25 protein-coding genes are annotated in these 26,111 nt (G+C 41.1%); 15 read left to right on the forward strand and 10 right to left on the reverse strand.

Annotated features, from left to right (window positions below; all coding sequences use genetic code 11):
• Positions 1–23: 23 nt before the first annotated feature.
• The 4 genes from nirB to AN391_RS04990 all read left to right on the forward strand — a co-directional run bounded on the left by nirB (position 24) and on the right by AN391_RS04990 (position 5,340).
• Positions 24–2,600: a nitrite reductase large subunit NirB gene (gene nirB / locus AN391_RS04970; protein WP_055014362.1), complete on the forward strand. Its 2,577-nt coding sequence runs from the start codon at positions 24–26 to the stop codon at positions 2,598–2,600.
• On the forward strand, positions 2,587–2,940 hold the full coding sequence (nirD, locus tag AN391_RS04975) for a nitrite reductase small subunit NirD (RefSeq protein WP_024033472.1): 354 nt from the start codon (positions 2,587–2,589) through the stop codon (positions 2,938–2,940). Before nirB ends, nirD begins: the two co-directional genes overlap by 14 nt.
• Positions 2,941–2,950: 10 nt before the next feature.
• Positions 2,951–3,817 carry a uroporphyrinogen-III C-methyltransferase gene (gene cobA / locus AN391_RS04980; RefSeq protein WP_055014363.1) on the forward strand — a complete coding sequence of 289 codons (867 nt, stop codon included), beginning with the start codon at positions 2,951–2,953 and terminating at the stop codon, positions 3,815–3,817.
• 269 nt (positions 3,818–4,086) lie between these two features.
• Positions 4,087–5,340: a nitrate regulatory protein gene (locus AN391_RS04990; protein WP_055014365.1), complete on the forward strand. Its 1,254-nt coding sequence runs from the start codon at positions 4,087–4,089 to the stop codon at positions 5,338–5,340.
• Between the two features lie 32 nt (positions 5,341–5,372).
• Here AN391_RS04990 and lepB read toward each other — a convergent pair whose 3' ends face one another.
• From lepB to aceK, 4 genes are all read right to left on the reverse strand, one after another.
• On the reverse strand, positions 5,373–6,023 hold the full coding sequence (lepB, locus tag AN391_RS04995; protein WP_055014366.1) for a signal peptidase I: 651 nt from the start codon (positions 6,021–6,023) through the stop codon (positions 5,373–5,375).
• A gap of 139 nt (positions 6,024–6,162) precedes the next feature.
• Positions 6,163–6,417 (reverse strand): DUF2999 family protein, encoded by a 255-nt coding sequence (locus AN391_RS05000; RefSeq protein ID WP_004586776.1) that lies wholly within the window; start codon positions 6,415–6,417, stop codon positions 6,163–6,165.
• A gap of 61 nt (positions 6,418–6,478) precedes the next feature.
• Positions 6,479–7,441, reverse strand: a complete 963-nt coding sequence (locus AN391_RS05005) for a zinc-binding dehydrogenase (protein ID WP_055014367.1) — start codon at positions 7,439–7,441, stop codon at positions 6,479–6,481.
• A 179-nt stretch (positions 7,442–7,620) separates the two neighbouring features.
• Positions 7,621–9,396, reverse strand: a complete 1,776-nt coding sequence (gene aceK / locus AN391_RS05010; protein ID WP_055014368.1) for a bifunctional isocitrate dehydrogenase kinase/phosphatase — start codon at positions 9,394–9,396, stop codon at positions 7,621–7,623.
• Between the two features lie 381 nt (positions 9,397–9,777).
• Between aceK and AN391_RS05015 the strand changes: the two genes are divergently transcribed.
• Both AN391_RS05015 and AN391_RS05020 read left to right on the forward strand, forming a co-directional pair.
• Positions 9,778–10,725 (forward strand): LysR family transcriptional regulator, encoded by a 948-nt coding sequence (locus AN391_RS05015; protein WP_055014369.1) that lies wholly within the window; start codon positions 9,778–9,780, stop codon positions 10,723–10,725.
• Between the two features lie 1,096 nt (positions 10,726–11,821).
• Complete coding sequence (locus AN391_RS05020) at positions 11,822–12,253, forward strand: hypothetical protein (protein WP_055014413.1); 432 nt, start codon at positions 11,822–11,824, stop codon at positions 12,251–12,253.
• Positions 12,254–12,265: 12 nt separating this feature from the next.
• Here the strand turns inward: AN391_RS05020 and icd are convergent, their stop codons facing one another.
• Positions 12,266–13,516 carry an NADP-dependent isocitrate dehydrogenase gene (icd, locus tag AN391_RS05025; protein WP_055014370.1) on the reverse strand — a complete coding sequence of 417 codons (1,251 nt, stop codon included), beginning with the start codon at positions 13,514–13,516 and terminating at the stop codon, positions 12,266–12,268.
• A 167-nt stretch (positions 13,517–13,683) separates the two neighbouring features.
• Here icd and AN391_RS05030 point away from each other — a divergent pair, with 167 nt between their 5' ends.
• Positions 13,684–14,484, forward strand: a complete 801-nt coding sequence (locus AN391_RS05030) for a hypothetical protein (RefSeq protein ID WP_055014371.1) — start codon at positions 13,684–13,686, stop codon at positions 14,482–14,484.
• Here the strand turns inward: AN391_RS05030 and AN391_RS05035 are convergent.
• On the reverse strand, positions 14,481–15,026 hold the full coding sequence (locus tag AN391_RS05035; protein ID WP_055014372.1) for a dienelactone hydrolase family protein: 546 nt from the start codon (positions 15,024–15,026) through the stop codon (positions 14,481–14,483). The two genes, AN391_RS05030 and AN391_RS05035, sit on opposite strands and share 4 nt — an antisense overlap.
• 369 nt (positions 15,027–15,395) lie before the next feature.
• Here AN391_RS05035 and AN391_RS20670 point away from each other — a divergent pair, with 369 nt between their 5' ends.
• On the forward strand, positions 15,396–15,563 hold the full coding sequence (locus AN391_RS20670; protein ID WP_024033460.1) for a hypothetical protein: 168 nt from the start codon (positions 15,396–15,398) through the stop codon (positions 15,561–15,563).
• Between the two features lie 131 nt (positions 15,564–15,694).
• Positions 15,695–16,561: a transporter substrate-binding domain-containing protein gene (locus tag AN391_RS05040; protein WP_055014373.1), complete on the forward strand. Its 867-nt coding sequence runs from the start codon at positions 15,695–15,697 to the stop codon at positions 16,559–16,561.
• A gap of 27 nt (positions 16,562–16,588) precedes the next feature.
• Here AN391_RS05040 and AN391_RS20605 read toward each other — a convergent pair whose 3' ends face one another.
• The 4 genes from AN391_RS20605 to rnm are packed head-to-tail and all read right to left on the reverse strand — an operon-like array spanning position 16,589 to position 19,068.
• The gene (locus AN391_RS20605; RefSeq protein ID WP_161804101.1) at positions 16,589–16,735 is read right to left on the reverse strand and encodes a hypothetical protein; all 147 of its coding nucleotides are present in this window, start codon (positions 16,733–16,735) and stop codon (positions 16,589–16,591) included.
• A gap of 10 nt (positions 16,736–16,745) precedes the next feature.
• On the reverse strand, positions 16,746–17,591 hold the full coding sequence (locus AN391_RS05045) for a ScpA family protein (protein WP_055014374.1): 846 nt from the start codon (positions 17,589–17,591) through the stop codon (positions 16,746–16,748).
• A gap of 5 nt (positions 17,592–17,596) precedes the next feature.
• Entirely contained in the window at positions 17,597–18,217 is a 621-nt protein-coding gene (locus AN391_RS05050) for an L-threonylcarbamoyladenylate synthase (protein ID WP_004586789.1), read from the reverse strand.
• A complete protein-coding gene (gene rnm, locus AN391_RS05055) occupies positions 18,214–19,068 on the reverse strand; it encodes an RNase RNM (protein ID WP_055014375.1) in 855 nt (284 codons plus the stop codon). Before rnm ends, AN391_RS05050 begins: the two co-directional genes overlap by 4 nt.
• Before the next feature lie 448 nt (positions 19,069–19,516).
• On the opposite strand from rnm, the gene AN391_RS05060 reads away from it, so the two are divergent.
• The 6 genes from AN391_RS05060 to trpA are packed head-to-tail and all read left to right on the forward strand — an operon-like array spanning position 19,517 to position 26,105.
• Complete coding sequence (locus AN391_RS05060) at positions 19,517–21,085, forward strand: anthranilate synthase component 1 (RefSeq protein ID WP_055014376.1); 1,569 nt, start codon at positions 19,517–19,519, stop codon at positions 21,083–21,085.
• A gap of 1 nt (position 21,086) precedes the next feature.
• Positions 21,087–21,689 (forward strand): aminodeoxychorismate/anthranilate synthase component II, encoded by a 603-nt coding sequence (locus AN391_RS05065; RefSeq protein WP_055014377.1) that lies wholly within the window; start codon positions 21,087–21,089, stop codon positions 21,687–21,689.
• Between the two features lie 11 nt (positions 21,690–21,700).
• Positions 21,701–22,738, forward strand: a complete 1,038-nt coding sequence (gene trpD, locus AN391_RS05070) for an anthranilate phosphoribosyltransferase (RefSeq protein WP_055014378.1) — start codon at positions 21,701–21,703, stop codon at positions 22,736–22,738.
• Positions 22,731–24,095 carry a bifunctional indole-3-glycerol-phosphate synthase TrpC/phosphoribosylanthranilate isomerase TrpF gene (gene trpCF, locus AN391_RS05075; protein WP_055014379.1) on the forward strand — a complete coding sequence of 455 codons (1,365 nt, stop codon included), beginning with the start codon at positions 22,731–22,733 and terminating at the stop codon, positions 24,093–24,095. Before trpD ends, trpCF begins: the two co-directional genes overlap by 8 nt.
• 7 nt (positions 24,096–24,102) lie before the next feature.
• Complete coding sequence (trpB, locus tag AN391_RS05080; protein WP_055014414.1) at positions 24,103–25,287, forward strand: tryptophan synthase subunit beta; 1,185 nt, start codon at positions 24,103–24,105, stop codon at positions 25,285–25,287.
• On the forward strand, positions 25,284–26,105 hold the full coding sequence (gene trpA, locus AN391_RS05085) for a tryptophan synthase subunit alpha (protein ID WP_055014380.1): 822 nt from the start codon (positions 25,284–25,286) through the stop codon (positions 26,103–26,105). The genes trpB and trpA overlap by 4 nt, the downstream gene beginning before the upstream one ends.
• The last annotated feature ends 6 nt before the right edge of the window (positions 26,106–26,111 follow it).

A 26,111-nucleotide genomic window follows, 5' to 3' on the forward strand; every position in this document is an offset into this window, starting at 1 on the left:
AAACCGTCATTGAGGGGATACCAATGCAAACACCAACAAAAATACTCATTATTGGTAATGGGATGGTTGGGCACCATTTTGTAGAGCAAATGCGCCAAAGCGACGCTAATGCACACATTACCGTACTGTGCGGGGAAGCAAATTTAGCATATGACCGTGTTTACTTATCCAGCGTATTTGATGGTAAAACAGCCGCCGATTTAGCCCTCACCACCTTTGATAATTACCAGCAGTTAAATATAAATGTACATACTAATCAGTGGGTTAATGAAATAGATAAAACAAACAAAGTAGTTAACACTCAAACTGGTGATACGTTTAGTTACGATAAGCTTATTTTAGCAACAGGGTCATACCCGTTTGTACCGCCTATTAAAGGGAATGACCAACCCCATTGCTTGGTTTACCGTACCCTAGAGGATTTAGAGCAAATAAAAGCAAGCGCCGCTCAAAGTAAAAGTGGCGTAGTGATAGGTGGCGGTTTATTAGGACTTGAAGCGGCCAATGCAATTAAGCAACTTGGACTTGATACACATGTTGTTGAATTTGCACCGCAACTTATGGCAGTCCAACTCGACTCTCAAGGTGGCACGCTGTTAAAAAATAAAATAGAAAAGCTGGGCGTGAGCGTGCATACCGCTAAGGTCACCAGCGAAATAGTAAAAGGCGAAACAAGCCGTTACAGACTAAATTTTTCAGATAGCACGTTTTTAGAAACCGACTTAATTTTGTTCTCGGCCGGTATTCGCCCTTACGATGAGCTAGGTAAAGTAGCCGAGCTAGAACTAGGAGAGCGCGGCGGTATTGTAATTAATAACCAATGCCAAACATCAGACCCTGATATTTATGCCATTGGTGAGTGCGCCCTTTGGGATAAAAAACTTTTTGGTTTAGTAGCACCTGGCTACAACATGGCCCGCGTTGCAGCAAGTCAACTCACAGGCGGCAACCTTGAGTTTTTAGGCGCCGATATGAGCACAAAATTAAAGCTCCTTGGTGTAGAGGTAGGTTCTATTGGCGATGCGCACGCTAAAACCCCCGATTGCAAAGTGCTCATTTATCAAGATCCTATTCGTGATTGTTATAAAAAAATTATTTTAAATGAGGCCGGCAATAAGTTATTAGGCGCAGTACTTGTTGGCGATACTAGCGATTACGACACACTGTTGCAGTACATGTTAAACGACATGGAATTACCCGCACACCCTGAGTGCCTCATTTTACCTGACAGCGAAGGCGCACCTGTTTTAGCTGGGAATGCCCTGCCCGATACCGCCACCATTTGTTCATGCCACAATGTAAGTAAAGGCGATATAGTGGGTGCCATTGATGGCGGCTCATGCGATTTATCTGCAGTTAAAGCGTGCACCAAAGCCGCCAGTGGCTGTGGCGGCTGTGCCGCGTTATTAAAATCGGTAGTCGACAGTGAGCTTGAAAGCCGTGGCGTTGAAGTAAATAACCATGTGTGTGAGCATTTTGCTTATTCACGCCAAGAGCTACTGCATATAGTAAAAGTAGAAAGCATTAAAACCTTTGATGATTTACTCACTAAGCATGGCAGCGGTCATCACGGCTGTGAAATATGTAAACCCGCAGTGGCTTCTATTTTAGCCTCAACATGGAACGACTTTATTTTAGAGCCTGCTCATGTTGGCCTGCAAGACACTAACGACACTTACCTTGCTAATATGCAAAAAGATGGCTCCTACTCAGTAGTGCCTCGTATTGCTGGTGGTGAAATTACCCCCGACAAACTCATTGTTATTGGCCAAGTGGCCAAAGACTTTAATCTGTATTGTAAAGTCACCGGTGGGCAGCGTATTGATTTATTTGGTGCACGCCTTGAAGAGCTCCCTATTATTTGGGAAAGACTTATAGCCGCAGGTTTTGAAACAGGCCATGCGTATGGTAAATCGCTCAGAACGGTTAAATCGTGTGTTGGCAGTACGTGGTGTCGCTATGGTGTACAAGACAGTGTTGGCCACGCAATAGCGATTGAAGACCGCTACAAAGGATTACGCGCACCGCATAAAATTAAAATGGCCGTTTCCGGCTGTACTCGCGAATGTGCTGAGGCACAAAGCAAAGATATAGGCGTAATAGCGACCGAAAATGGCTGGAACTTATACGTGTGTGGTAATGGCGGTATGCGCCCACGCCATGCTGATTTATTTGCGACCGACTTAGATACCGACACACTCATTAAATACATTGACCGTGTGCTCATGTTTTACATTAAAACCGCCGATAAGCTACAGCGCACCTCAGTGTGGTTGGAAAATTTAGAGGGCGGGTTAGATTATTTAAAAAGCGTAGTAATAGACGACAGCTTAGGTATTTGCCACGAACTTGAAACACAAATGGCGCTTATAACTAAAACTTATGCCTGCGAATGGAAAAAAGCAGTCGAAAGTCCTGAGGCCTCAAAACGGTTCCGCCAATTTATTAATAGCCCAGATGCCGATAGCAATATTTTATTTGTACAAGAGCGCAACCAAATTCGCCCTGCTACTGAGTCTGAAAAACGTAACCAACAAAATTCAACAAACCGTATCCCCGTAATGGAAATTGAGCAGGAGCAAGCTGATGTATTGGCATAAAATTGGAACAACCGATGACCTAGTTGCTAATAGTGGCGTATGCGCATTAGTAAACAACCAGCAAGTGGCCATATTTTATGTTCCACAAAATAGTGAGCCTGTGTTAGCCATTAGCAACTACGACCCGATAGGCAAAGCCAATGTACTATCGCGCGGTATTATTGGCTCTATTGATGGCAAATTAGTAGTGGCCTCCCCTTTGTATAAGCAACATTTTTGTTTAAATACTGGCGAATGCCTAGAAGCAGAGGCAATACAGCTCCCCGTATTTGAAGCCAAAATAGACAATGGCAATGTCTTTGTTAGTGCTGAGCCAAAAGCCATTACAGCATTAGCATGAGGAGCATAAAATGAGTGTTCTTTCATATTTTTCAGGTATTGAAAGCCCATGGCTAAACAAATTTGTTAATAAGCTAACTCAAAATACAAAGCACAAAGCTGAACACCCAAAAAGCGGCCACGTGTATTTAATAGGAGCAGGCCCGGGCGATGCTGAGCTTATAACGGTTAAAGCGCAGCGCCATATTGCAGCAGCCGACGTAGTATTGTACGACAGCTTAGTAAGCGAAGCGCTTTTAGATACCATACCTAAACATGCACAGCGTGTATATGTAGGTAAACGCGCTGGTAAACATTCTATGCCCCAAGCTGCCATAAGTGCCCTATTAGTAAAATATGCACAACAAGGGTGTAAAGTTGTTCGTTTAAAAGGGGGTGATCCGAGTATTTTTGCGCGCATCAATGAAGAGGCGAGCGCCCTAACAGAGCATAATATTAATTTTGCTATTATACCTGGCGTTACCACAGCCTGTGCTGCCTCAGCGTATACCGGTATCCCCCTTACCGCCCGCGATGTAGCCCGAAGTGTTACGTTTTTAACGGCACAATTTGCCGATCCTAATAAACTCCCAAATTGGCACAATTACAGCTATGTGCAAAACGCCAATAATCCCACATTAGTTGTCTATATGGGATTAGCACGATTAAGCGCATTAAGCACGGGCTTGCTATCAGTTGGCTGGCCTAAAACAACCCCTATCGCACTAATAGAAAATGCGACAACGAATAAACAAAAGATAATAACCAGCACGCTTGAGCATATTGTCAGTGAAGGTGCAGTTCATACATTAACAGGCCCTACGCTCATTATGATAGGCGAGGTAATAAATCATAAAATGGCTGTTAGCCCAGAGCTACTTAAGTATAGCGAGGTATAAATTCCCCCTCTGGTGTTTGCTCTGTGTAGTTTACAGAGTAAACACTTTTTTTTCTTATTTTACAAAGGACGCAATGGGGTGCATAAATCACAAATTTTGCACCAAAAAGGTTTATTACTGTATTAAATACACAACAGTTAATAGGCAAACACATAAAAACAATGGCTTTAAGAGACTGTTTTAATTTAGTTTTAAATTCAATCAATGCATTTTTAAATGTTTGGAACAGTGGTTGCACTTTAAAAACAAAAAAATGCGGAATAAGTCCTATGTTATCGAGCAATCCTCTCACAAAACAGTTTTTATTAGCAGCAAAATACCAAGAGATTCATGCCTTAAAACAGCTTCAAAAAAGCTGTGCATCACTTACTAAACTGGGCGATTTTATACATCAGTTACAAAAAGAGCGCGGCATGAGCAATATTTATCTCGCCTCAAACCGCAAGCGTTTTACTTCGCAGCTAAAGCAACAGATTAGCTTAACAGAACAAACGCAAACACAGTTTTACAAGTCAATAAAAACGACTTTTATTACCGATAACGCCGACACAGGTCACACCCGTTTATACAATTTAATTACCCATAGTTTGCAATCGTTAGATGCGCTACCAAACCTTAGAGTGCAAATAGCAAATCAAAAAGTGAGTCCTGTGCATGCTACGCAATCATACACACAGCTTATATCGTATTTACTTAATATTATTTTAGAAGCCGCCGATGGCGCAAGCGACCCACGCGTTACTCGCTTGCTTGTTGCCTACTTTAACTTTATGCAAGGTAAAGAATATGCTGGGCAAGAACGTGCATGTGGCGCGCAAGCGTTTGCATCAAGTAAGTTTACTGTAGAGCAAAAACAACAGCTTGCGCATTTTGTTCAACAACAGCACCACAGCTTTACGTTTTTTAACGAGTACGCCGACGACCATGTATTAAAATGCTACCGATCTTTAACTGATCACCCCGTCAATAAACAGGTAGATCAGCTGAGGGGGCTTTTACAAAATTTAGATGACGAAAACGCGCAGCCGCTCTCTCAACTTAGTGAAGTGTGGTACGAGGTGACAACAACGCGCATAGATATTATGCACAAGATTGAGCAAAACCTCAGTGACTACCTTATTGACTCTGCGGCTATGCAAATAGCTCAGGCACAGCGAACTTTAAATTCAAACAAACAGGTTATAAGCAGCCTTGAAGAGCAATACATGCCAATTACTGATGGCCAACTCGCGTTTAAGCAAAGCACACCCCAAAATACCGCCGCCAATAAACTCAATAGTAATAAAAGTATGTACGACTTAATCATGGAGCAAAGCCAGCATATTAAGCAAATAAATCAGGCTTTAGTTGATGCTAAACGAGTAATAACAGAACAAAAAGTAATACATCAAGCAAAGTATATTTTAATTGAACAGTTAAGCCTTAGCGAAGAGCAAGCTCATAAAAAGTTACAACAGCAAGCAATGAACTCGCACTGCTCGCTTTATAATATTGCACAAAAAATTGTAGAGCTAAGCGATTAAAATCGGGCGTGTGGTTAGCGCCCAAAACCGCCTTAAAGTAAGGGTTTTAAAAAGCGGTTTTTACGCGGTAAGTAATAATCGTCGTAATCAAGCGACACAATAATGCGCTCTGCTTTGCCAAGTAGTTCGCTGCGAGGAATTAAACCAATCACACGCGAGTCAGCACTGTGGTCGCGGTTATCACCCATTGCTAAATAATAATCATCTGGAATGGTTATTTTATTAAAACCCGATAGCTGCGAAGGCGTATGCGCAACACGAATCGTGTGCTTATGACCATTTAAGTCTTCTATTTTATCTAAAGAATCAATATTGCTTTGCAGATTATTGTAATTAACTTTAACGCCATTAATGACAAGCTCGTTATTGTAAAGCGCAACAGTATCGCCAGGTACACCAATTACGCGTTTAATTAACCGATTTTCTGCAGCTTGTGAATCAAATACAATAATATCGCCTGTTTTTGGGTCGGCTAATTTTACTAAAGGTATATGCGTAAATGGAATGCGAATATCGTAGGCCATTTTATCAGTTAATATTCTATCGCCTTCTAAAATAGTGGGTTTCATCGAGCCTGTCGGTACTTCATACCAATCGGCAACCGCGCTTCTAAACACGCTCATAAGCGCAATAAATAAAATTAACGAACGGTTATTTTTCCAAAATTTATAAAGTGCCTTCATACCTAGTCCCTACCTATCATAAGTACTAGTATGACTCGCTTAATACCAAGCAGTTCCATGAACAATGTAACAAAAAGTGTGTGGAACTTAAGGCAAGATTACCAAGGCTTATGCCTTGGTAATGAGTAACTTGTAGGGCTTATTGCTGGTTTAGCTTATCTTTCGCTTCTTTTACCTTTTCAAAGTCTAAGCCTAGCTCGTCGGTAGCCTCTTTAATTAAATGCGGTTGAGTCATTACCACCGCCATTAATTGCTGTAGTTTTTCAGGTGGGATACCAAGCTCTTGCACTAGTGCCATAGCCATCATTGGGTTTTGCGTAAAGGCTTCGAATAGTGCTTTTACTTTTTCGTCGCTTACGTTGTGCTCTTTAAGTATTGCTAGTATTGGATTCATTATTAACCTTATGTGTTTTTTATAGGGCTTAGTATATGGGCTAAACCCTAAAATTAAAGAGTTACTCTACCAGTAGTACCACTTTACCTGCATTTTCATTACGCTCTAATATTGCGTGCGCTTCGCTTGCATCGCTCCACGGTAATGTTTTATACACGTTAAAGTCGTACTTTCTAGTTGCAATATCATTGTAAAAACGCGCGACTAAATCATCGCGTAATTGGCGTTTAAACTCAATGCTCCGGTTTCTAAGTGTTGAGGCATGAAACGAAATACGTTTGCGTAACAACGCTGCAAAATCAACCTCAGCAAAACGCCCATCTAAAAAAGCAAGCATAATAATTTGGCAATCCATGGCGGCAATAGCCGCATTTTTATTTAAATAACTGCCCGAAACAGGATCTACAATTACATTTGCTGAAAGCTCATTTGCTTGCATATATTTTACAAAGTCAGTTGTTTTGTAGTTAATGGCATGATCGGCGCCAAGCGCTTTTGCATGTTGGCATTTTTCATCTGAGCCGGCAGTAATAACCACCGTTGCACCTGCACTTTTAGCCATTTGAATAGCCGCCCCACCTACTCCACTTGCCCCTGCATGAATAAGCGCTGTTAGGCCTTGTTGTAATTTACCAAGTTCAAAAAGGGCGCCAAATGCTGTTAGGTATACTTCGCTAATGGCAGCACCTTCTACCATGGTTAGCTCATCGGGTAATGCCATTAATTGTTTGGCATCTATAGCTACGTACTCGCTGTAAGCCCCACCTGCGCACAAGCTAAAAATACGTTTATGAAGCCAGCTTTTATCCACTTCACTGCCAAGTTCAACCACTGTGCCTGCGCACTCTAAACCTAAAATGGGGCTATCCCCAGCTGGCGCTGGATATTTACCTTGGCGCTGCATGCAATCAGCGCGATTTACACCTATAGCAGATACTTTTACTAGCACTTCGTGGCTTTTTAAAACCGGTTTATCGGTTTCACTAAATGCTAGGGTGCCATCCTCATGAGAAATATATTTCATTAATGCTCCGTATTTAACCTTTTAATTAGGGCCTGTTAACCTTTCAGGATTAAAATTTGTTCGCCTGTTTGGCATTTATGCTACGTTATCGCCTATTTATGGGGAACAACCAAACAGACGGCTGCAAATTTAACCTCGAAAGATAAACAGGCCCTAGCTAGACATGGGGTTAGTTATTTTTATTTAAACCGCCAGCTTTGTTTATATGGGTACACATCGGGCAAATAGCCTGATTTGATTTGTTGTTGGCAAGCTTGCCAAAAATCGGCTAAAAACAGATCGCTATGTTCATCGTTAAAATAGTTAAATGCCGTTTCGTTTGCACTAAAAAACACCTTAAACTGGCTGGGGAATATATCGTTTTCTGCTATATCAAAGTAAGTATTACTACTTAACTCCTCAAGCGCATTTTGCGCAATAGGCACATCTCTAAAGTGACAATCAGTAAGTGGGCAAATTTCATCATAGTCGTAAAAAACCACACGACCCCAACGGGTTACACCAAAGTTTTTCATTAGCATATCCCCTGGGAATATATTAGCACCCGCTAAGTCTTTAATCGCTTTACCGTAATCGGTCATAACCTGTTGTAATGCTTTGTCAGAGCAGTGATTAATGTATAAATTAAGCGGCGTCATTTTTCGTTCAACATACACATGCTTTAAAATAAGCGCCTTACCCGATATAACCATGCTACTGCCAATTTGTGCCTTCATTTGCTTAAGTAACTCGTCGCTAAAGCGGCTGAGGTCGAACGCTAAATACCTAAATTCGTGTGTATCAACTAAGCGCCCTACACGGTCGGCTTGCTTTACAAAATTGTACTTGGCTTTTACTTGTGCTTTTGTTGCTGTTTTGGGTGCACTAAATTTATCTTTTATTACTTTATAAACGTAGTCTAGCCCTTCAATGGTAAATACCAGCATAACCATGCCGGGTGTACCTGGTGCTGTCACGTATTTAAAATGAGTCGGGCTATTTTTAGTGGTATCAACTTTGTATCGATAAAACTCTGTTTTGGCATGCTTAATAAAGCCAATCGCATTAAATAATTCAAACCGTTTTTTATGAGGCATTAGCACGCTTAAGTAATCGACATAACGTGCGGGCTGGTCGGTATCAACCATAAAATAGGTGCGAGCAAAACCAAACAGTAAACTTAACTGATCGGCGCCCATCATTACGGCATCAAGCTTTAACCCTCTATTAGTATTTAATATGGCGATAGCAAAAGGCATATTATCACCATTTTTAGCAATGCAGCGCCCTATTAAGTAACAGGCTTTGTTTCTAAAAAATAATGAATTTGCGTATTCTATATATCCATTATTTAAATTTATAAGCTCATACACTTGTTTACATTGCTGCTTTGCACCGGCTATTAAGGTTGTTTGCAATGCCTGTAGTTCGGCGTCTAAATGACTAAAAGGCACTCTAAATGCTTGGCGAGCAATAAGCGTTTTTACAGCATGGTTAAACCCATCTTTAAACGATATTCTACTCACTAAGTTTTCATACGAACGCGGCTCGCTTCTGTATTTTGCTTTTAATACAAACAAATGTACGGTACGTATTTTTTTATCGTCCCAAATTGCACCAAAGGTAGAATTAAAAAAGGTATGCGCTATGGGTTTATTTTCATGGTTTTGCACCATATCGCCGTATATATTCTTAGCTAGCTGCCATGTTTGCGGGCACGTTAGTTCAGCGTAAGCAATTACTCTGACAGCTTCACTGACATTTTTTACTTCACGTTCGTACACTTGTAAGCGTTCGCGCATGGCAGTTTGCACATCGTGATATTTTTGTTGTTCAAACCGGCTTTGCGCACCTAGCGTAATGTTTAAAAACTGCGCAAACATGGCTTCAAAGCCTGCAAAAACAGCGCGGGCCAACTTAGTAGCAATAACTTGCTTTAGCGCATTATTGGATTGATTAGTTAACGATTTTGACATGATTACAGCACTTTTATTTTTACCACTTATAGCGGTTATTTTTTATTAATTGTTTACACCTTAGCAAGCAGGCTTTAATTTAGGTAATTAATAAAGCATATAAATAAAATTTATTGGGCGTATTGACCTTTCGAGGTTAATTTTGCAGCCGTGAATTTGGCTTTTAAGCAAGGCAAAGCACATGTAGTGTGGTTACTCCCCATAAATGTACTTTAACGCCGCATAAAGGCCAAATACACACTGCCCTGAGGGTTCTTCCTAGGGACGATTAACTCTTTGTTGCACGATTTTTACTTAGCCCACTAGGTGGCAGATCTCGCGCCGCGATTTAACCGTCCCTAGATTGAACAAATTTCAACCCTGAAAGGCCAACACGCCCACATGAATATACGTAACGTCGATCTCAACTTATTAGTGTACTTAAATGTGCTCATTGATGAAAAAAGTGTTTCAAAAGCGGCTAATAAACTCGCGCTAACACAACCTGCCATGAGTAACGCACTTAAACGATTACGTGATTTATTTGACGACCCACTACTGGTGCGTGCCGCAGGCTCTATGACCCCCACCAGCAAAGCACTTAGCTTAAAGCCTGAAATAGAGTCTCTTTTAAAAATGGCAGAGGCGATTACTCAGCCCAGTGAGCAATTTAACCCAGCAACGGCAGAGGTGACCTTTAGAATAATGGCAAACGACTACATGGAGTCGACCTTAATTGCCCCCTTTATCACTGAGCAGTTAACTAAAAACCCAGGGATTAATTTTGATGTACTTAGCCCAAGCGATGTAAATCTGCAAGATATGGAAAAAGGCACTATCGATTTAGCTATTAATCGTTTTAACGGCCTACCACGCTCGTTTCATCAAGCCAGCGTTTGGCGAGATAATTACTGCTGTTTAACCCATCCTAAAAATACCTTTTTACAGCTTTCAAGCCTTGATGATTACCTACAAAAAGAACACATTTGGGTAAACCGTGCTGGTTGGGGACCAGAAGCCGCCGTTACCAACAAATCAGGTAAGCAAAAGCTAGGCTGGGTAGATGAAGCACTTTGGCAGTTAGAGCAAACCCGAAAAATACGGGTGTTTACCCGCCACTACATGATTGCAAGTTTGCTTTGCCAATCTGAGCAACTTATTGCTACCTTGCCGCGCAGGCAAGCTAAATTGTTAACCACACATACCGATTTAGTCATTAGCCCAGTACCGTTTCAAATAGTCCCTATTGAGGTAAAAATGATATGGAGCCCGCTACTTCACCATGCACCCGCACACCAGTGGTTACGCCGTGAGTTGCTTGAGTTTGCTAAAACAGTGGCTGATAGGTAATTAGTAATTTTCTTTAATTTAAAATTCTGATTACAGCTCAAAATGTATTAAAAAGATTTAAGGAAAATCATTATCAACATTGATTACTCTAATTATTCTCTTAAAGAATTACATGAAGCACTTGAAACTATTGATGCAAACAAGTACCCACAAAGATACAAGCGCATAATAGAAGAGCTCAACAACCCAAAGAGAGTAGATCCTAAAGTTTTAAAGCAATTAGAAATATCAGAGCAAAACTCAAAGCAAGAAACAAAAGCATACGTAACTATTTTACTGGGCTTGTTTTTCATTCTATGGAGCTACTTTACTTATAACGATGGCGTTATACATAATAAAGGAGGGGAACGGGTAATTGCTTCTATCGAATCGAGTCCCAAAAAGTTCTATTTTTTTATTTTTGGTGGAATAGGTTTAGGGTGTATAACCGTCGCGCACGGCATAGAAAAAATAGTAAAGCAAAAAAGAAGCTTACATGAATAACAATTATGAAGAATAAAAAAGAATATCCTTACCTGTGCGACAGCCGCCTTAGCTATATTTATAGATGTATAAAATGTGGTGCGTTTATTAAAAAAGGTATACAAGAGTGCTACCGATGTGAACATGTTTTTTCAAAAGACGATGTTGATATTATGATCAAACAGTATCGAAAAAATTATAAGAAAAACTGGCATCATAAACTTTATTTCGTCGTTTTTATCACAACCATTATATGCGTATTGCTCTTTTAAAAATAAAAAAGCGCCATGGTATTCAACTTTGGGAAAATACCATGGCGCTTTTGAAATCGTAGAAATAGGAGTGAACCCTACCCTTTATATTTAGCAACCTTGATGCCAATCCTCCACATAAATAAAAAACATTTAAAATCAAACACCTAGTTAAATTATGCTTTTAACTATTATTTAGTGTGTCCCAGTTTTGTGCATTTTTATAGGTTTTTGCACCACTTTAATTAAGCATGCTAGGTGAGTTTTAGTAAGCTTTCATTTACTATTGATAAAATCAATATCAGTTATTGAAAACAACAATTTCATAAATAATACACTTAGCGCTAAAGTGAAGTTAAGCCAACAAACTAAGAGTAATGATTATGACAACATCAAGCTTCACACAACAAGACGGGTTATTTATTGATGCTAATTTACATCAGTTTATTACCCAGCAGTTATGCACTAAAACCAATACCGCAGAGACATACCAAGCTCTTGCAACCTTGGTTGACGAGTTTGGTTGTAAATGCCGTAAAACAAAGCACCAGCCCGATGACATTTTAGAAGTAGATACGCTACTGCATGCATACCAGCGTAAAGACCACCCGCTTTGTCATGTAGATGCACAAACAACCGAGGCCGTACTTGATGAATACTGCTGCCAAGTACCAGCAATTATAGTGGTTGCATTAATGGATACACTTAGCGGTACGCAGTGTGATGAACCTAATGCACACGATATTTACCACCGCGCTGCACAGCTTACTAATCGCCCATGTGTACACAAGGCAAAAACAGCCACAGCGGCCTAATAATGGAGCTGCTTAAAAATACTCGATAACCTTTTGTGCAAAGTCACTGCAACTTAGGGTTATCGAGTCATTGCTATTCTGCGCTAAATCAAAAGTTAAATTACCGTTTTTGAGTGCTTGTTCGAGCGCGTGTTCAATCAGCGTTGCTGCTTCATCCCAGCCCATAAACTTAAGCATTAAAGCGCCACTTAAAATACTGCTGCTAGGATTTGCTTTGTTTTGCCCTGCTATTCGCTCAAACGTGCCATGGGTTGGCTCAAAAAAAGCCACATCGTTATTTAAATTGGCTGCAGGCATTATTCCTACCCCCCCAACTTGTGCGCTAAGCATGTCGGCCAAAAAGTCGCCATTTTGATTTGTGGTTGCCACTACATCAAATTGCTCTGGGTTCATTAGGCATTGCTGCAGCATATTATCGGCTATCACTTCTTTAATGATTAAAGGCGGTTTATTTGCGCGTGCTATTTTAAGCCAGCGTCCGTTTTCGTGTGGGGTAGCGCTAAACTCATTTTGCGCTAAAGCAAACCCCCAACGTTTAAAGGCGCCATCGGTAAATTTAAGCACGTTCCCTTTATGGACAAGCGCTAGCGATTCGCTGTTATTTTTAAGGGCGTAATTAATTGCATAGCGTACTAGGCGCTCGGAGCCTTCTTTAGATATATTTTTTATGCCTATGCCACACTCTTGTGAAAACCTTAGACGTGTTACCCCCATTTCTTCACATAAAAAGTCGAGCATTTTCTCACTCTCAACGCTGCCGGCTTGCCACTCTATTCCTGAATAGACATCTTCGCTGCTATCTCGCAGCACTGTTATGTTAGTTAAAAATGGATTTTTTAACGGCGATGGCAACGCACTTAATCCTTTAACAGTGCGCATATTTACAAATAAATCCATTTCATGCCTTAGCGCCACATTTAGTGAGCGAAAACCGCCGCCAAGAGGTGTCGTTAACGGCCCTTTAATTGCTATTTTACAGGCTCGCACGGCATTAATCGTCTCCTCTGGGAACCAATCGCCATCATATAACTTTGCTGCTTGTTCGCCATTATATACTTGCATCCAATGGATTTTTCGCTCCCCGCAGTAGCAGTGTGCAATGGCATTATTGACCACATGCTGCATGGCAGGGGTGACCTCTTGCCCGACCCCGTCACCATTAATATAAGCAATAATAGGATTTACAGGCACATGCCACTGGCCTTTAGCATCAATAGTGATATTTTGTCCGTGCTCAGGGATTTTAATATGCTGATAAGCCATGCTTAATACCTATACTAAAAATAGTGTTAGTTGATTAAATCATGCTTGCTTGTGCATGTATGCAATTTGCTTTTTATAATTGATATTAGTTAAAAAAATAGCAAATTACATGTGCTTAATTAATTGAAAAGTGGGTCTTGTATAAAGCGCGTATTTAGGGGGTATAAATGAAGTATTTTTGGCTATTATTGTTAACCTACTCTTTGCAAGTCTCAGCGGTCGATGTGGTTATTCATAATTTAGACTCGCTTACGACTAAGGGCCAAAAAACAGTGGCTACTTGGATAAATCAAAGCCTTACAAAAACACAAAATACGTTAGGTCCATTACAACAAAGTGCCTTACCTATTTATTTAAAGCCACAATATTTTGCTTTTGAACCCGTGCCATGGGCAAGTGTAAAACGCGATAACCCTGATGGCTTAGAGCTGCATATTGACCGCTATGCAAGTTTAAATGCTTTTACAAAAGATTGGACGCTCTACCATGAGCTTTCACATTTATATCTACCATTGCTGCCTTACTCAGGCTTTTGGCTCAGCGAAGGGTTTGCTAGTTACATGCAAAACGTCATAATGCGCGACAGCGGTGTGATCAGCCAAGCGCAATTTGTTCAGCGCTTGAACGCAGGGTTTGAGCGAGCACGCTTACAGACCAAAACAAAACAGCAACCGCTTAATAAGCTTTCAAGTGATATGTGGAAACAGCGCGCACAACAGCGCGTATATTGGACAGGAGCTGCATTTTTTGCAGAGGCTGATTTAGCTCTTCAAAAGCAAGGTAAAAGCGTCGCTACTGTAATAAAGCAATACCAAAAATGCTGCAGAACTGCACGCGCGAGTGCCAAAACACTTATAAAAGATTTAGATAAGCTCTCGCGCAGTAGTATTTTTACCACCTTGTACGCACAATATAATACACGTATCGACTTTCCTGTTATTACTAAAACGCAGTTAAATTCACTTTAAAGGCTTTTAATAAGTGCGCAATATTCATCATACGCATTGCCATCGTAATTAGCTGAGTACGCATTCATAAACCCGTGTAAAAATGGTGTTTTGTTACACGTAACTTGGTTTTTACTGGCTAAAGCACTTATCACTTCATCTACATTAAAATGCTTTTCTGTATGTGGAAAAATAAACGTGCAAGGTACTTTTGCCGAAATATCTAAATGATTTCTAATTTGCGAAGGGTAAAAGCCGATCAGCTTTTTTAGGTGTGGATTGCCTGTTAATAACTGCGCACGCCATGCAGCACTTGCCCCTGCACTAAACCCTATGCACGTTGTGGGCTCTTTAAGGTTATTAAATACATTTAAAAGTTTTGCGGCATAATTATCATGACCACAGTCATTTATAAATTTATTATAATAATATTTTTCACTATCAATGAGTTGTAGCTGACCATTGTAGGGGTCTATGGCCACTGAAGTGACTTGTATATTATCTAATAACCGCTTGAAAGGTGCCGTTAAACCATAAATATCACTGACTATTATGTAATTCATACTTACCTTTTAAAGATTAAAATCCATGCGTTTAAGCAGTTGATAAAATTAAGTATAAATAATTTTTAAATAAATAGCTTGCACACATTTTTAATTTAGGTTACCTTTCCTCTCTGGTTTAAATAAACCATCGCGGTTAACCTTTTTACCCTGATCCAGTAAGCCCCGCAAAACGTATATTTTAAAGCTAAGTTATCGTACGGCGAGAACCCCTATTAATACCTTGATGATTTTTTTATATCATCGCAAAAGTGTCATAAAGATCGTCAACACTGTAATGAAGCTAAACACAACATCGTTAATTTATTAACTGCATTTGGCTATAAAAAATAGCGCAGAGTAAATAACAAGAATAAAGTGAGTTTTATTATGTCTTATAAATACAACGGATCTATGATCCAAATTGCCCATCCGGTGCAATCAATTTCTGTAAACAAACAACGTGTTATTTTTAGTGATACGCAAGGTTTGAAAAACGCAATGTTTCAAAAAGCAAGCGAAGCACGCGAATTTGTAAAATGGTTAAAAGCCAACTAATCATTGCGAGAAATTAACTGCCCAGACAGTTAATGTTAAAAAAATGTGCCAGCTTTGTAGCTGGCATTTTACTTTGTTGCACTTAATTGACTACAATAGCAATACTTTCGATGTTTTAGGTTGTTGTAGTAATGCTCCGTGCATTTTTGTGTATCACCTTTTATTTAAGTATTTCTTCACCGAGTTACGCCCACACTATTAACTGGCTAACGCACGACTTTGCGCCCTATTACATTTTAAATGGAAAATACCAACACCAGGGCCGTGATGAAAGCGTTATAACCTTACTCGAACAACAACTTCCTCACATCACGTTTAATCGCCTTGTTATCCCCTCTGGCAAAGTTACGCAAGAACTAGCCAATAAATCAGCCACACATTGCGCCCTATCACTTTATAAAAATGCATTTAGAGAACAATTTATTCATTTTAGCGAACAAAGTTCAACTACAGGGCTCTCACCCTCTATTGCTATGCACAAAGGCTTGGCAGACTCGCTTGAAGTGCCTAGCGATAAAGCGGTGTCATTGTATGATTTATTAGCAGAGAAAAAGCTCACGTTAGGTGTCTCTATGAACCGCTCATACGGCGAACAACTCGATAGTGTAATAAATAACACCCCCGATGTTGATATTGTTATTCGCCCAACACGAAATAGTTTAGCAAGCCTTACTTATATGCTTAATTTAAAGCGCTTAGATATTTTATTAGGCTACCCAAGCGAGCATCATTACTTAGCTAAATCTATGTACTTTGAAGAAAATCTCACTCAGCGAGCGATTGTTGAAGCGCCACCGTTGAGCTATGGCTATATTGGCTGCACTAAAAATGAACAAGGCGCTAAAAATATTCAACTATTAGATGAACAATTAAAAAAAATTAAGCAAACCGAGCAATACCACCAAGTCATGTTACGCTGGTTACCAGCGCATTTAAAACCCTTATTAGAATCAAGAATTCACGCTACAAAAAGCAAAAACGACGCGCCTAAATTATAATACCCCCTTAAGCGGCCGATTTTAAACTCATTTCGCCCTCAACATCAGCACGGTGGCCGCCTCATAGACCTTGCCCTTAGCTAGTTTACCTAATTCAAACGTAATGCGTTTAGTTACGCCATGTAAATTAAAGTTAGCCGATATTGTGTCTGTATCATCATCGGTAAATTTCACATTCATGCTTTTAAATGGTGCTGTTGGGTGTATCGGTGAGGTTTATATAAATTAGGCTATCAGGTGAGACTTGCAAACAGCTTATTAAACCTTCTTTTATAAGCTCAAGCATAGCAATAAAGCTCACCACTACACCGCTTCGGCCTTCACTAAGGGTGAATAAATCGCTAAACGGCAGTGCTTTTTTAGCGTTACTCAGCTGGGCTAAAATTTGGCTCATCCGCTCCCGTGTAGAGAGTGCTTCAGCTGTTACTTGGTGATGCTCAAATGTTTTGGCGCGCGCCATCACGTCGCTCAGTGCTAACATTAAATCTTTTAACTCAAGCTCTGGCAGGTTTTGAGCGGTATTTTCAATAACCGGCATAGTTGCATTAGCTACAAAAATATCACGGCCTACGCGGGGAATGGCATCTATATTTTCGGCTGCTTTTTTAAACTGTTCGTATTCTTTTAAACGCTTAATTAGCTCTGCGCGGGGGTCTTCCTCTTCTTCGAGCTCCTCGTGTACAGGTAATAACAGACGCGATTTTATTTGCGCCAATAACGCGGCCATTACTAAGTACTCACCGGCAAGCTCTAACTGAAACTCACTCATCATTTCTACATAACTGACATATTGCTCAGTAATGCTAAAAATAGAGAGTTCGAGTACATCTAACTTATGCTTTTTTATCAGATACAACAGTAAATCAAGCGGGCCTTCAAAGGTTTCCAAAATAACTTCAAGTGCATCGGGCGGAATGTATAAATCTTCGGGTTTATCTACAACGGCTTTGCCATGCAAAAAAGCCAGTGGCAGCTTTTGCTGCACTGGCTCGCTTTGAGTATTATCAACGCTCGGTGTTGTATCACTCACACAGATTACTCAAACGGACTGGTGTCGCCACAGCCTACACGCAAAATATGAATATCATCTTCTGATAGATCAATAACCGTGGTTGCTTGCTCTGCAAGGTGTCCGCCGTCAATAATTAAATCGACGTGTTTATCTAAACGCGTTAAAATTTCATCTGGATCTGATTCTGTAAACTCTTCTCCCGGTAAAATTAACGAGCACGACATTAACGGCTCCCCAAGCTCTGCAAGTAATGCACATGCAATAGGGTGTTCTATAACGCGCATACCAATGGTTTTTTTCTTATCGTTTAATAAACGCTTTGGCACCTCTTTTGTGCCTTTAAAAATAAAGGTGTATGGCCCTGGCGTATTATTTTTAATAAGTCTAAACATTTGGTTATCTACACGGGCATACGTTGCAAGCTCAGACAAATCACGGCATACCAGCGTAAAGTTATGGTGTTTTTCTATACCACGGATACGCTCTATACGCTCTTTTGCTTGCTTATTACCGAGGTTACATCCTATGGCATAGCCCGAATCTGTTGGGTAAACAACAACCCCGCCCTGTTTTATAATATCAACCGCTTGGCTGATCAATCGTGGCTGTGGGTTTGCTGGGTGAATATGAATTAATTGACTCATGATAATGCTCCTTCTTGCCCTTCCCACACTTGCCAAACCCCTTGGCAGTCTTTGGGTAAGTATAAGTTTTTACCTAGCTCTAAATAACTAGTTGGAAAATGAAAGTCAGAACCTTGCGAGCACAGTAAACCATACTCTTGGCTCAGTTGCCCTAAAAATTGGCGTTCAGTGGGCGCTTGTTGTGGCTGTGCAACTTCCATGGCATCGCCCCCGTCACTTTTGTATTGCACAAGTAACTTACGTAACCATTTATTAGACATTTGATAACGCCCTGGGTGTGCAAGTACGGCCACGCCACCTGCAGCATGTATGGCACTAATGGCTGTTTGCATATCACACCAAGCACTAGGTACGTAACCTGTTTTACTGCGCCCTAAGTACTTTTTAAATACTCCAGGAAAATTTTTAGCCACCCCTCGCTCTATTAATGCACGCGCAAAATGAGCACGGGTAATTTGGGCGTTTTCTGCCAGCGCCTTGGCTTGCTCATAAATACCATCAAAGCCGTTTTTTGCCAGCCTTTTACCAATTTCAATCGCGCGCTCATCCCGCTTTTGCTGCTGCGCCAATAGTAACGATGTAAGGGCAGTGTTATTTATATCAATATTTAGCCCGACAATATGTATTTCAAAGCTTTCCCACTTGGTAGAAATTTCTACGCCAGATATAAGCTTAAGCGGTAGGTTTTGGGTTTCGATATACGCTTTTGCCGGCGCAATAGCAGCCACAGTGTCGTGATCGGTTATTGCAAACACATCAATGTTTTTTTCTACAGCCCGGTTTAATAATTGCTCAACCGTTAACTGCCCGTCTGAATGTGTTGTATGACTGTGTAAATCGTATTTTATCAAAAGGAAACTGCTTAAATTTAAGGGGAATGAATGTTTATATAAGTATAACAACTTTTTTGACTAAATTGTTTTAAATAAACACTTGACACAAAAGCGCTAAATACGTTTTACTGTAGCCACTTTAAGACACATTAAGAATTAAAAATAATGATCAATTCAATTCAACACACTATTTGGTGGTGGCACTCATAATTTTTGGGTGATGAATTGTCGTGTCTAGCAAAAATTCAAAACCCGCATAATGCGGGTTTTTTTATAACTAAATTTTACGTATTTAATTTTTTATTTTGAGGCAAAAAAACATGAATAACGGTCTTACTCTTACACATCGTTGGTGGTGGCGCCTGATATAGCGGGACGGTAATGATCTGTTTGTAATTTAGATATCGTTATTCAAACCCCGCACTGCCAAGGCATTGCGGGGTTTTATTTTTTGAGGGAATGAGGTTTGATTTTTAGTCATATAACTACCACACCAGGCGAAGTTACTAGCATAACGCAAGTACGCGACTACATTAGTAGCCCACTTGCACTTTATGCTGCACTTGATAAGCCTAACTCGCTACTGCTTGAATCAGCCGAAATTGATTCTAAAGACAGTGTTAAAAGCTTAATTTTAGTTGACTGTGCACTGCGCATTGTATGCCAAGGTAAAACCGTGACGCTAAGTGCTCAATCTAATAACGGAAAACAGTTACTGCCGTATTTAAGAGACAATGTACAAAGCTGCGATGCGACCTTAACCGACACCAACCTAACCCTTGTTTACAAAGGCTGCTCAAACGACATTGACGAGGCAAGTAAACTGGTTGCCGACAATGCATTTAGCGCGTTACGCACCTGTATAAACAGTATCAAAAGCACCACCGAAAACCCGTTTTCGGTATTTTTAGGTGGCGTATTTGCCTACGATATGGTGGCTAATTTTGAGCAGCTAAGCGACGTTCCCGATGGCGAAAACACCTGTCCAGACTACGTTTTTTACTTAGCCGAAACCTTAGTGGTTATCGATCATCAAAAGCAAACTACTGAGCTTATTGGTAATGTATTTAATGGCCCAGACGTACACGCTAATTGTTTTGAGGTAGGTAAAGAACTTGAACGATTAAATGCCTTATGTGACAAAGCTGAAGAATTTAGCGCCCCTATGCAAACAGGCACTTGCGATGTAAGTGTTGATATAAGCGATGAAACTTACTGCGAACAAGTAGTTAAGCTTAAAAAGAACATAGTTGATGGTGATATTTTTCAGGTTGTGCCTTCGCGTACATTTTCACTGCCCTGCCCTGATTCATTGCACGCATATAGCCAGCTTAAAAAGCAAAATCCAAGCCCTTATATGTTTTATATGCGCGATGAAGAATTTGCTTTATTTGGTGCCTCTCCTGAGTCGGCGCTTAAGTACGAAGTAAATAGCAAACAAGTTGAAGTTTACCCTATTGCCGGTACTCGTCCACGCGGAAAATTTGCCAATGGGGCAATCAACCCTGATTTAGACAGCCGTATTGAACTTGAACTAAGAAACGATCAAAAAGAGCGTGCTGAACATTTAATGTTGGTTGATTTAGCCCGTAACGATGTGGCACGCATAAGTGTAGCCGGTACGCGCCATGCAAAAGAGCTATTAAAAGTAGACCGCTATTCGCAAGTCATGCACTTGGTTTCTCGTGTGGTGGGCACATTAAAGCCAGAGCTTGATGCACTTCACGCTTACCAAGCGTGTATGAACATGGGCACGCTGGTAGGCGCTCCTAAGGTACGTGCCGCCGAACTTGTACGCCAAACCGAAGGCAAACGCCGTGGCAGCTACGGTGGCGCGGTAGGTTATTTAACCGGCGATGGTGCAATGGATAGCTGCATTGTTATTCGCTCAGCGTTTGTAAAAAATAATACCGCCTATGTACAAGCAGGTGCTGGCGTTGTGTACGACTCTGATCCGCAAGCCGAAGCGAACGAAACCCGCGCTAAAGCCCAAGCGGTGATCACCGCCATAAAATCAACTTATAAGGCGGTATAAAATGAGTACAGCAAACCCAATGAAAATATACTTTTTAGATAACTTTGATTCGTTTAGCTACAACCTTGTTGATGAACTAACCATGCTGGGCTGTGAGCTTGTGGTATACAGAAATAATATAAGCGCAGAGGTTATTTTTAATAAAATGCGCCAAGAGAAAGGGCAAGTATTATTAGTGCTTTCGCCAGGGCCTGGTGCACCAAGTGATGCAGGTTGCTTAATGGAATTAATCGAACTGGCTAAAGGTCACTTCCCCATGCTGGGCATTTGTCTTGGGCAACAGGCACTTACCCAAAGTTACGGTGGAGTAATCGGCCACGCGGGCGAAACAGTACATGGTAAGTCATCAATCATTAATTTAAACCCGCACCCGGTGTTTGAAGGAATGGGCAATACTATGCCTGTAGCGCGATACCATTCATTAATGGCAACCAAAGTACCTGAAAATATAGAGGTAATTGCACAATTTGACGATATTCCTATGGCCATATATCACCACGACGATAAAGCATTAGGTTATCAATTTCATCCTGAGTCAATACTGACGCCAAATGGTGCAATGCTACTTCAACAAAGCGTTGCGTACTTAACGCGCACCAACTAATAGAGGACATTATGAGTACACAAACACAAGAGACCATAAATGTTCAATACGCTATTGAGCAACTTATTCAAGGCAAGTCGTTAAACTATGCCCAGTCAAACGCATTATTTAACCAAATAATGCAAGGTAACATGAGCGAAATAGAGCTCACAGCATTGTTAATTAGCCTTAAAATGAAAGGCGAAGTAAGCGATGAAATCGCTGGTGCTGCTGCGTCAATGCGTCAAAACGCAGTGGCGTTTAAAACCTCAAGTACGCAACTTTCCGATAGCTGTGGCACCGGGGGCGATGGCTCAAACACAATTAATATTAGTACTACCGCGGCTATTGTTGCCGCTGCCGCAGGTATTAATGTGGTAAAACATGGTAATCGTAGCGTATCGAGTAACTCGGGCTCTGCTGATTTATTAAAAGCATTGGGTATTAATATTGATATGAGCCCAGCACAGGCTGCACACTGCCTTGAGCAAACACATTTTACCTTTTTGTTTGCCCCGCATTATCACAGTGGTGTGCGCCATGCGATGGGCGTACGCACTGCACTGAAAACACGGACTATTTTTAATATTTTGGGCCCACTTGCTAACCCTGCTGCACCACAAGTGCAATTACTGGGTGTTTACGATGAGTCTTTATGTATGCCAATGGCACAAACACTTAAAACATTAGGCACTCAGCGCGCAATGATAGTGCATGGTTCTGGCACTGACGAAATAGCCCTGCACGGCCCAACCAATGTAGTTGAGCTAAACAATGGCGAAATAACCCAGTACACATTAAACCCAAGCGACTTTGACCTTGCAAACTATTCACTTGAACAACTAGCCGGTGAAGGCCCACAATACAACGCAAATGCAAGCCTTGCTATTTTACAAGGTAAAGGCAGTGATGCGCACAATGCTGCAATCGCGGTCAATGTGGCTGCACTTTTATACCTAAGCGGTAAAGTACAGTCATTAAAAGAAGGCGCACAACAGGTACACACATTACTCAGTTCAGGCAAAGCCATGAACACATTAAATGCAATTATTGAGGTAAGTCATGGCTAATGTATTAGACAAAATTGTTGCTGATAAAAAACAAGAACTCATAGAGCGCAAAGCCACGCGCCCTCTAGAGAGCTTTAAACACCTAGCAGTGCCAACTAGCCGCAGCTTTTATGAAGCGCTGGCAAAGCCGGGAACGCAATTTATTTTAGAATGTAAAAAGGCATCGCCTTCAAAGGGGCTAATAAGAGAGCCGTTTGATTTAACTGAGATCACCTCTGTTTATAAAAAATACGCTACCTGCATGAGCGTACTGACTGATGCTAAATACTTTCAAGGTAGCTTTGATTATTTAGAATTTGTACGTAGCCAAGTCGAGCAACCTCTTATTTGTAAAGACTTTTTTATAGACGAATACCAAGTGTACATGGCACGTATTTATGGCGGCGATGCTATTTTATTAATGCTCTCAGTGCTTGATGATGAGCAATATAAAGCACTACATGCAGTCGCCGACTCGCTTAAGATGTCGGTATTAACCGAGGTCAGTAACGAAGAAGAAGTGCACCGCGCCCTTGCACTTGATGCACAAATTATTGGTATTAATAACCGTAACCTTCGCGATTTAAGCACGGATTTAGCCACCACCGAAAAATTACGTAAACTCATCCCTGCAGATAAAGTGGTTATTTCCGAGTCAGGCATTTATACCCACCAAGATGTTAAACGTTTAGCGCCGTTATGCGATGGCTTTTTAATTGGCAGCTCTTTAATGGCTGAGGCCGATTTAGAGCAAGCCTGCAAAAAAGTGATTTTAGGTGATAACAAAGTGTGCGGTTTAACCCGAACACAAGACGTTCAAGCCGCTCATAACAATGGAGCTATCTACGGTGGGCTCATTTTTTATCCTAAATCACCTCGTTATGTTGACTTAGATTGCGCTATTGAACTAAGCCAAAGTGCACCACTTAAATTTGTGGGCGTGTTTGTTAATGCAAGCGAGCAGCAAGTGGTACAATACGCGCATGAACTAAAACTGGCCGCAGTACAATTACACGGTCAAGAAACTGACGATTACATTGCAGCACTGCGTACACAGTTACCTAAAGGGTGTGAAATTTGGAAAGCACAGGCAATTAAAGATACATTGCCACCCCCCGTAAAAGGCGTAGACCGCCACCTATACGATACACACAGCGATACACAAGCCGGTGGGACAGGTAAAGCATTTGATTGGGCGGTACTGCAAGATGCAACAACCCCCTTTATGCTAGCGGGTGGCTTAAATCCAGACAATATAAAAGACGCACTTTCTCAAGGTGCCCTGGGCCTTGATCTAAATTCAGGCGTTGAAGAATCTGCGGGTAAAAAGTGCCCTATCAAATTACAAAATGCTTTTACAAGCATCAGAAATTATTGAGGTTATAATGCAAAATCCAGCTTATTTTGGCGAGTTTGGCGGTATGTTTGTACCTGAGCTACTTGTCCCTGCGCTTAAGCAGTTAGAAAACGAATTTAACAAAGCACAAAAAGACCCTGAGTTTCAGGCTGAGTTTACAAAGCTATTAAACGAGTATGCCGGTCGCCCTACGCCGCTCACATTAACGCGTAATTTAATTAAAAACCCTAAGGTAAAACTTTACCTTAAGCGCGAAGATTTATTACACGGCGGCGCACACAAAACCAACCAAGTTCTTGGTCAAGCATTGCTAACTAAGCGTATGGGTAAAAAAGAAGTTATTGCCGAAACGGGTGCGGGCCAACATGGCGTGGCAACAGCGCTTGCCTGTGCATTACTTGGCTTAAAATGCCGCATTTATATGGGTGCTAAAGATGTTGAGCGTCAACAGCCTAACGTATTTAGAATGAAACTAATGGGCGCAGAGGTTATCCCGGTAACCGCAGGTTCTGGTACTTTAAAAGATGCAGTAAACGAAGCGCTACGCGACTGGTCTGCAAACTACCAAGACGCTCACTACTTACTTGGTACCGCAGCGGGTCCTCACCCATTCCCAACAATTGTACGAGAGTATCAAAAAGTGATTGGTGAAGAAGCTAAACAACAAGTACTAAAAGCAGAAGGTCGCTTACCAGATGCCGTACTTGCGTGTGTTGGCGGTGGCTCTAATGCCATTGGTATGTTTACTGACTTTATAGACGAGCCAAGTGTCAAACTTATTGGTGTGGAGCCTGCAGGTAAAGGGCTAGATACCCACGAGCACGGCGCTACAATTTGTAAAGGCACTAAAGGTATACTGCACGGTACCTATACGTACATTATGCAAAATAATGATGGTCAAATAGAAGAGTCATACTCAGTATCTGCCGGTCTTGATTACCCAGCTGTAGGCCCACAACATGCGTTTTTACACGAAACAGGCCGTGCTCAATATGTCGGTATTACCGATACAGAAGCCCTTGATGCATTCCAAGCACTTGCTAAAAACGAAGGTATTATTCCAGCTTTAGAATCAAGCCATGCCCTTGCTTATGCGCTTAAATACGCCGAAGAACAAACAGAAGAAAGCATTTTAGTGGTTAACTTAAGTGGCCGTGGCGATAAAGATTTAACCCACGTACACAGTGTTTTATCACAAGGAGGTCAACTATGAGCCAGTTAAATACAGATCGTTACGGTAAAACTTTTGCTGCACTTAATGAACAAAAACAAGGTGCATTTGTGCCATTTGTGACCATTGGTGACCCAGGTAAAGAGCAAAGTATTGCGATTATTAAAAGCCTAATTGACGGTGGCGCTGATGCACTAGAGCTTGGTATTCCGTTTTCGGACCCAATCGCTGATGGCCCTGTTATTCAAGCCGCTAATATTCGCGCGTTAGATGTAAACATTAACACGCAAGATTGCTTTGATATTATTAAAGAAATACGCGATTACAATGCAGATATTCCTATTGGTTTATTACTGTATTCAAACCTTGTGTTTAAGCGCGGATTAGAAACATTTTATAAAGATGCTAAAGCAGCAGGCGTAGATTCTATTTTAGTTGCAGATGTACCACTGCACGAGTCTAAAATGTTTAGAAAAGCAGCCATGGCAAATGGTATAGACCCTATATTTATTGCCACACCTAATGCCGATGACGATACCCTGCGCCAATGTGCATCTTATGGCCGTGGTTACACGTATTTATTATCGCGTGCGGGTGTTACCGGTACCGATACAAAAGCGCAAATGCCAGCAGGCAATATTGTTACTAAATTAACAGAATACCATGCAGCCCCTGCTTTATTAGGCTTTGGTATTTCTACACCCGATGATGTAAAAGCCGCTTTAAAAGCAGGCGCAGCAGGTGCTATTTCAGGCTCAGCCGTGGTTAAGATTATTGAAGCAAACCTTAATGATTTAGACGCGATGACCGCACAGTTAAAAGCGTTTGTAGCTGATATGAAAGCGGCAACCACATTGTAAAATGCT

Origin of the sequence: Pseudoalteromonas sp. P1-13-1a, from assembly GCF_001401875.1 — a bacterium.
Taxonomy (GTDB): Bacteria; Pseudomonadota; Gammaproteobacteria; order Enterobacterales; family Alteromonadaceae; genus Pseudoalteromonas.

Coding starts and splice junctions, on each gene's coding strand:
- aceK (WP_055014368.1), bottom strand. CDS start 9,396: ATGTCAAAATCGTTAACTAATCAATCCAATAATGCGCTAAAGCAAGTT.
- AN391_RS05035 (WP_055014372.1), bottom strand. CDS start 15,026: ATGAATTACATAATAGTCAGTGATATTTATGGTTTAACGGCACCTTTC.
- AN391_RS05015 (WP_055014369.1), top strand. CDS start 9,778: ATGAATATACGTAACGTCGATCTCAACTTATTAGTGTACTTAAATGTG.
- AN391_RS05005 (WP_055014367.1), bottom strand. CDS start 7,441: ATGAAATATATTTCTCATGAGGATGGCACCCTAGCATTTAGTGAAACC.
- AN391_RS05020 (WP_055014413.1), top strand. CDS start 11,822: ATGACAACATCAAGCTTCACACAACAAGACGGGTTATTTATTGATGCT.
- trpA (WP_055014380.1), top strand. CDS start 25,284: ATGAGCCAGTTAAATACAGATCGTTACGGTAAAACTTTTGCTGCACTT.
- nirB (WP_055014362.1), top strand. CDS start 24: ATGCAAACACCAACAAAAATACTCATTATTGGTAATGGGATGGTTGGG.
- AN391_RS05040 (WP_055014373.1), top strand. CDS start 15,695: ATGCTCCGTGCATTTTTGTGTATCACCTTTTATTTAAGTATTTCTTCA.
- lepB (WP_055014366.1), bottom strand. CDS start 6,023: ATGAAGGCACTTTATAAATTTTGGAAAAATAACCGTTCGTTAATTTTA.
- AN391_RS05000 (WP_004586776.1), bottom strand. CDS start 6,417: ATGAATCCAATACTAGCAATACTTAAAGAGCACAACGTAAGCGACGAA.
- nirD (WP_024033472.1), top strand. CDS start 2,587: ATGTATTGGCATAAAATTGGAACAACCGATGACCTAGTTGCTAATAGT.
- icd (WP_055014370.1), bottom strand. CDS start 13,516: ATGGCTTATCAGCATATTAAAATCCCTGAGCACGGACAAAATATCACT.
- trpB (WP_055014414.1), top strand. CDS start 24,103: ATGCAAAATCCAGCTTATTTTGGCGAGTTTGGCGGTATGTTTGTACCT.
- AN391_RS05065 (WP_055014377.1), top strand. CDS start 21,087: ATGAGTACAGCAAACCCAATGAAAATATACTTTTTAGATAACTTTGAT.
- AN391_RS05030 (WP_055014371.1), top strand. CDS start 13,684: ATGAAGTATTTTTGGCTATTATTGTTAACCTACTCTTTGCAAGTCTCA.
- AN391_RS04990 (WP_055014365.1), top strand. CDS start 4,087: ATGTTATCGAGCAATCCTCTCACAAAACAGTTTTTATTAGCAGCAAAA.
- AN391_RS05050 (WP_004586789.1), bottom strand. CDS start 18,217: ATGAGTCAATTAATTCATATTCACCCAGCAAACCCACAGCCACGATTG.
- AN391_RS20670 (WP_024033460.1), top strand. CDS start 15,396: ATGTCTTATAAATACAACGGATCTATGATCCAAATTGCCCATCCGGTG.
- trpD (WP_055014378.1), top strand. CDS start 21,701: ATGAGTACACAAACACAAGAGACCATAAATGTTCAATACGCTATTGAG.
- cobA (WP_055014363.1), top strand. CDS start 2,951: ATGAGTGTTCTTTCATATTTTTCAGGTATTGAAAGCCCATGGCTAAAC.
- trpCF (WP_055014379.1), top strand. CDS start 22,731: ATGGCTAATGTATTAGACAAAATTGTTGCTGATAAAAAACAAGAACTC.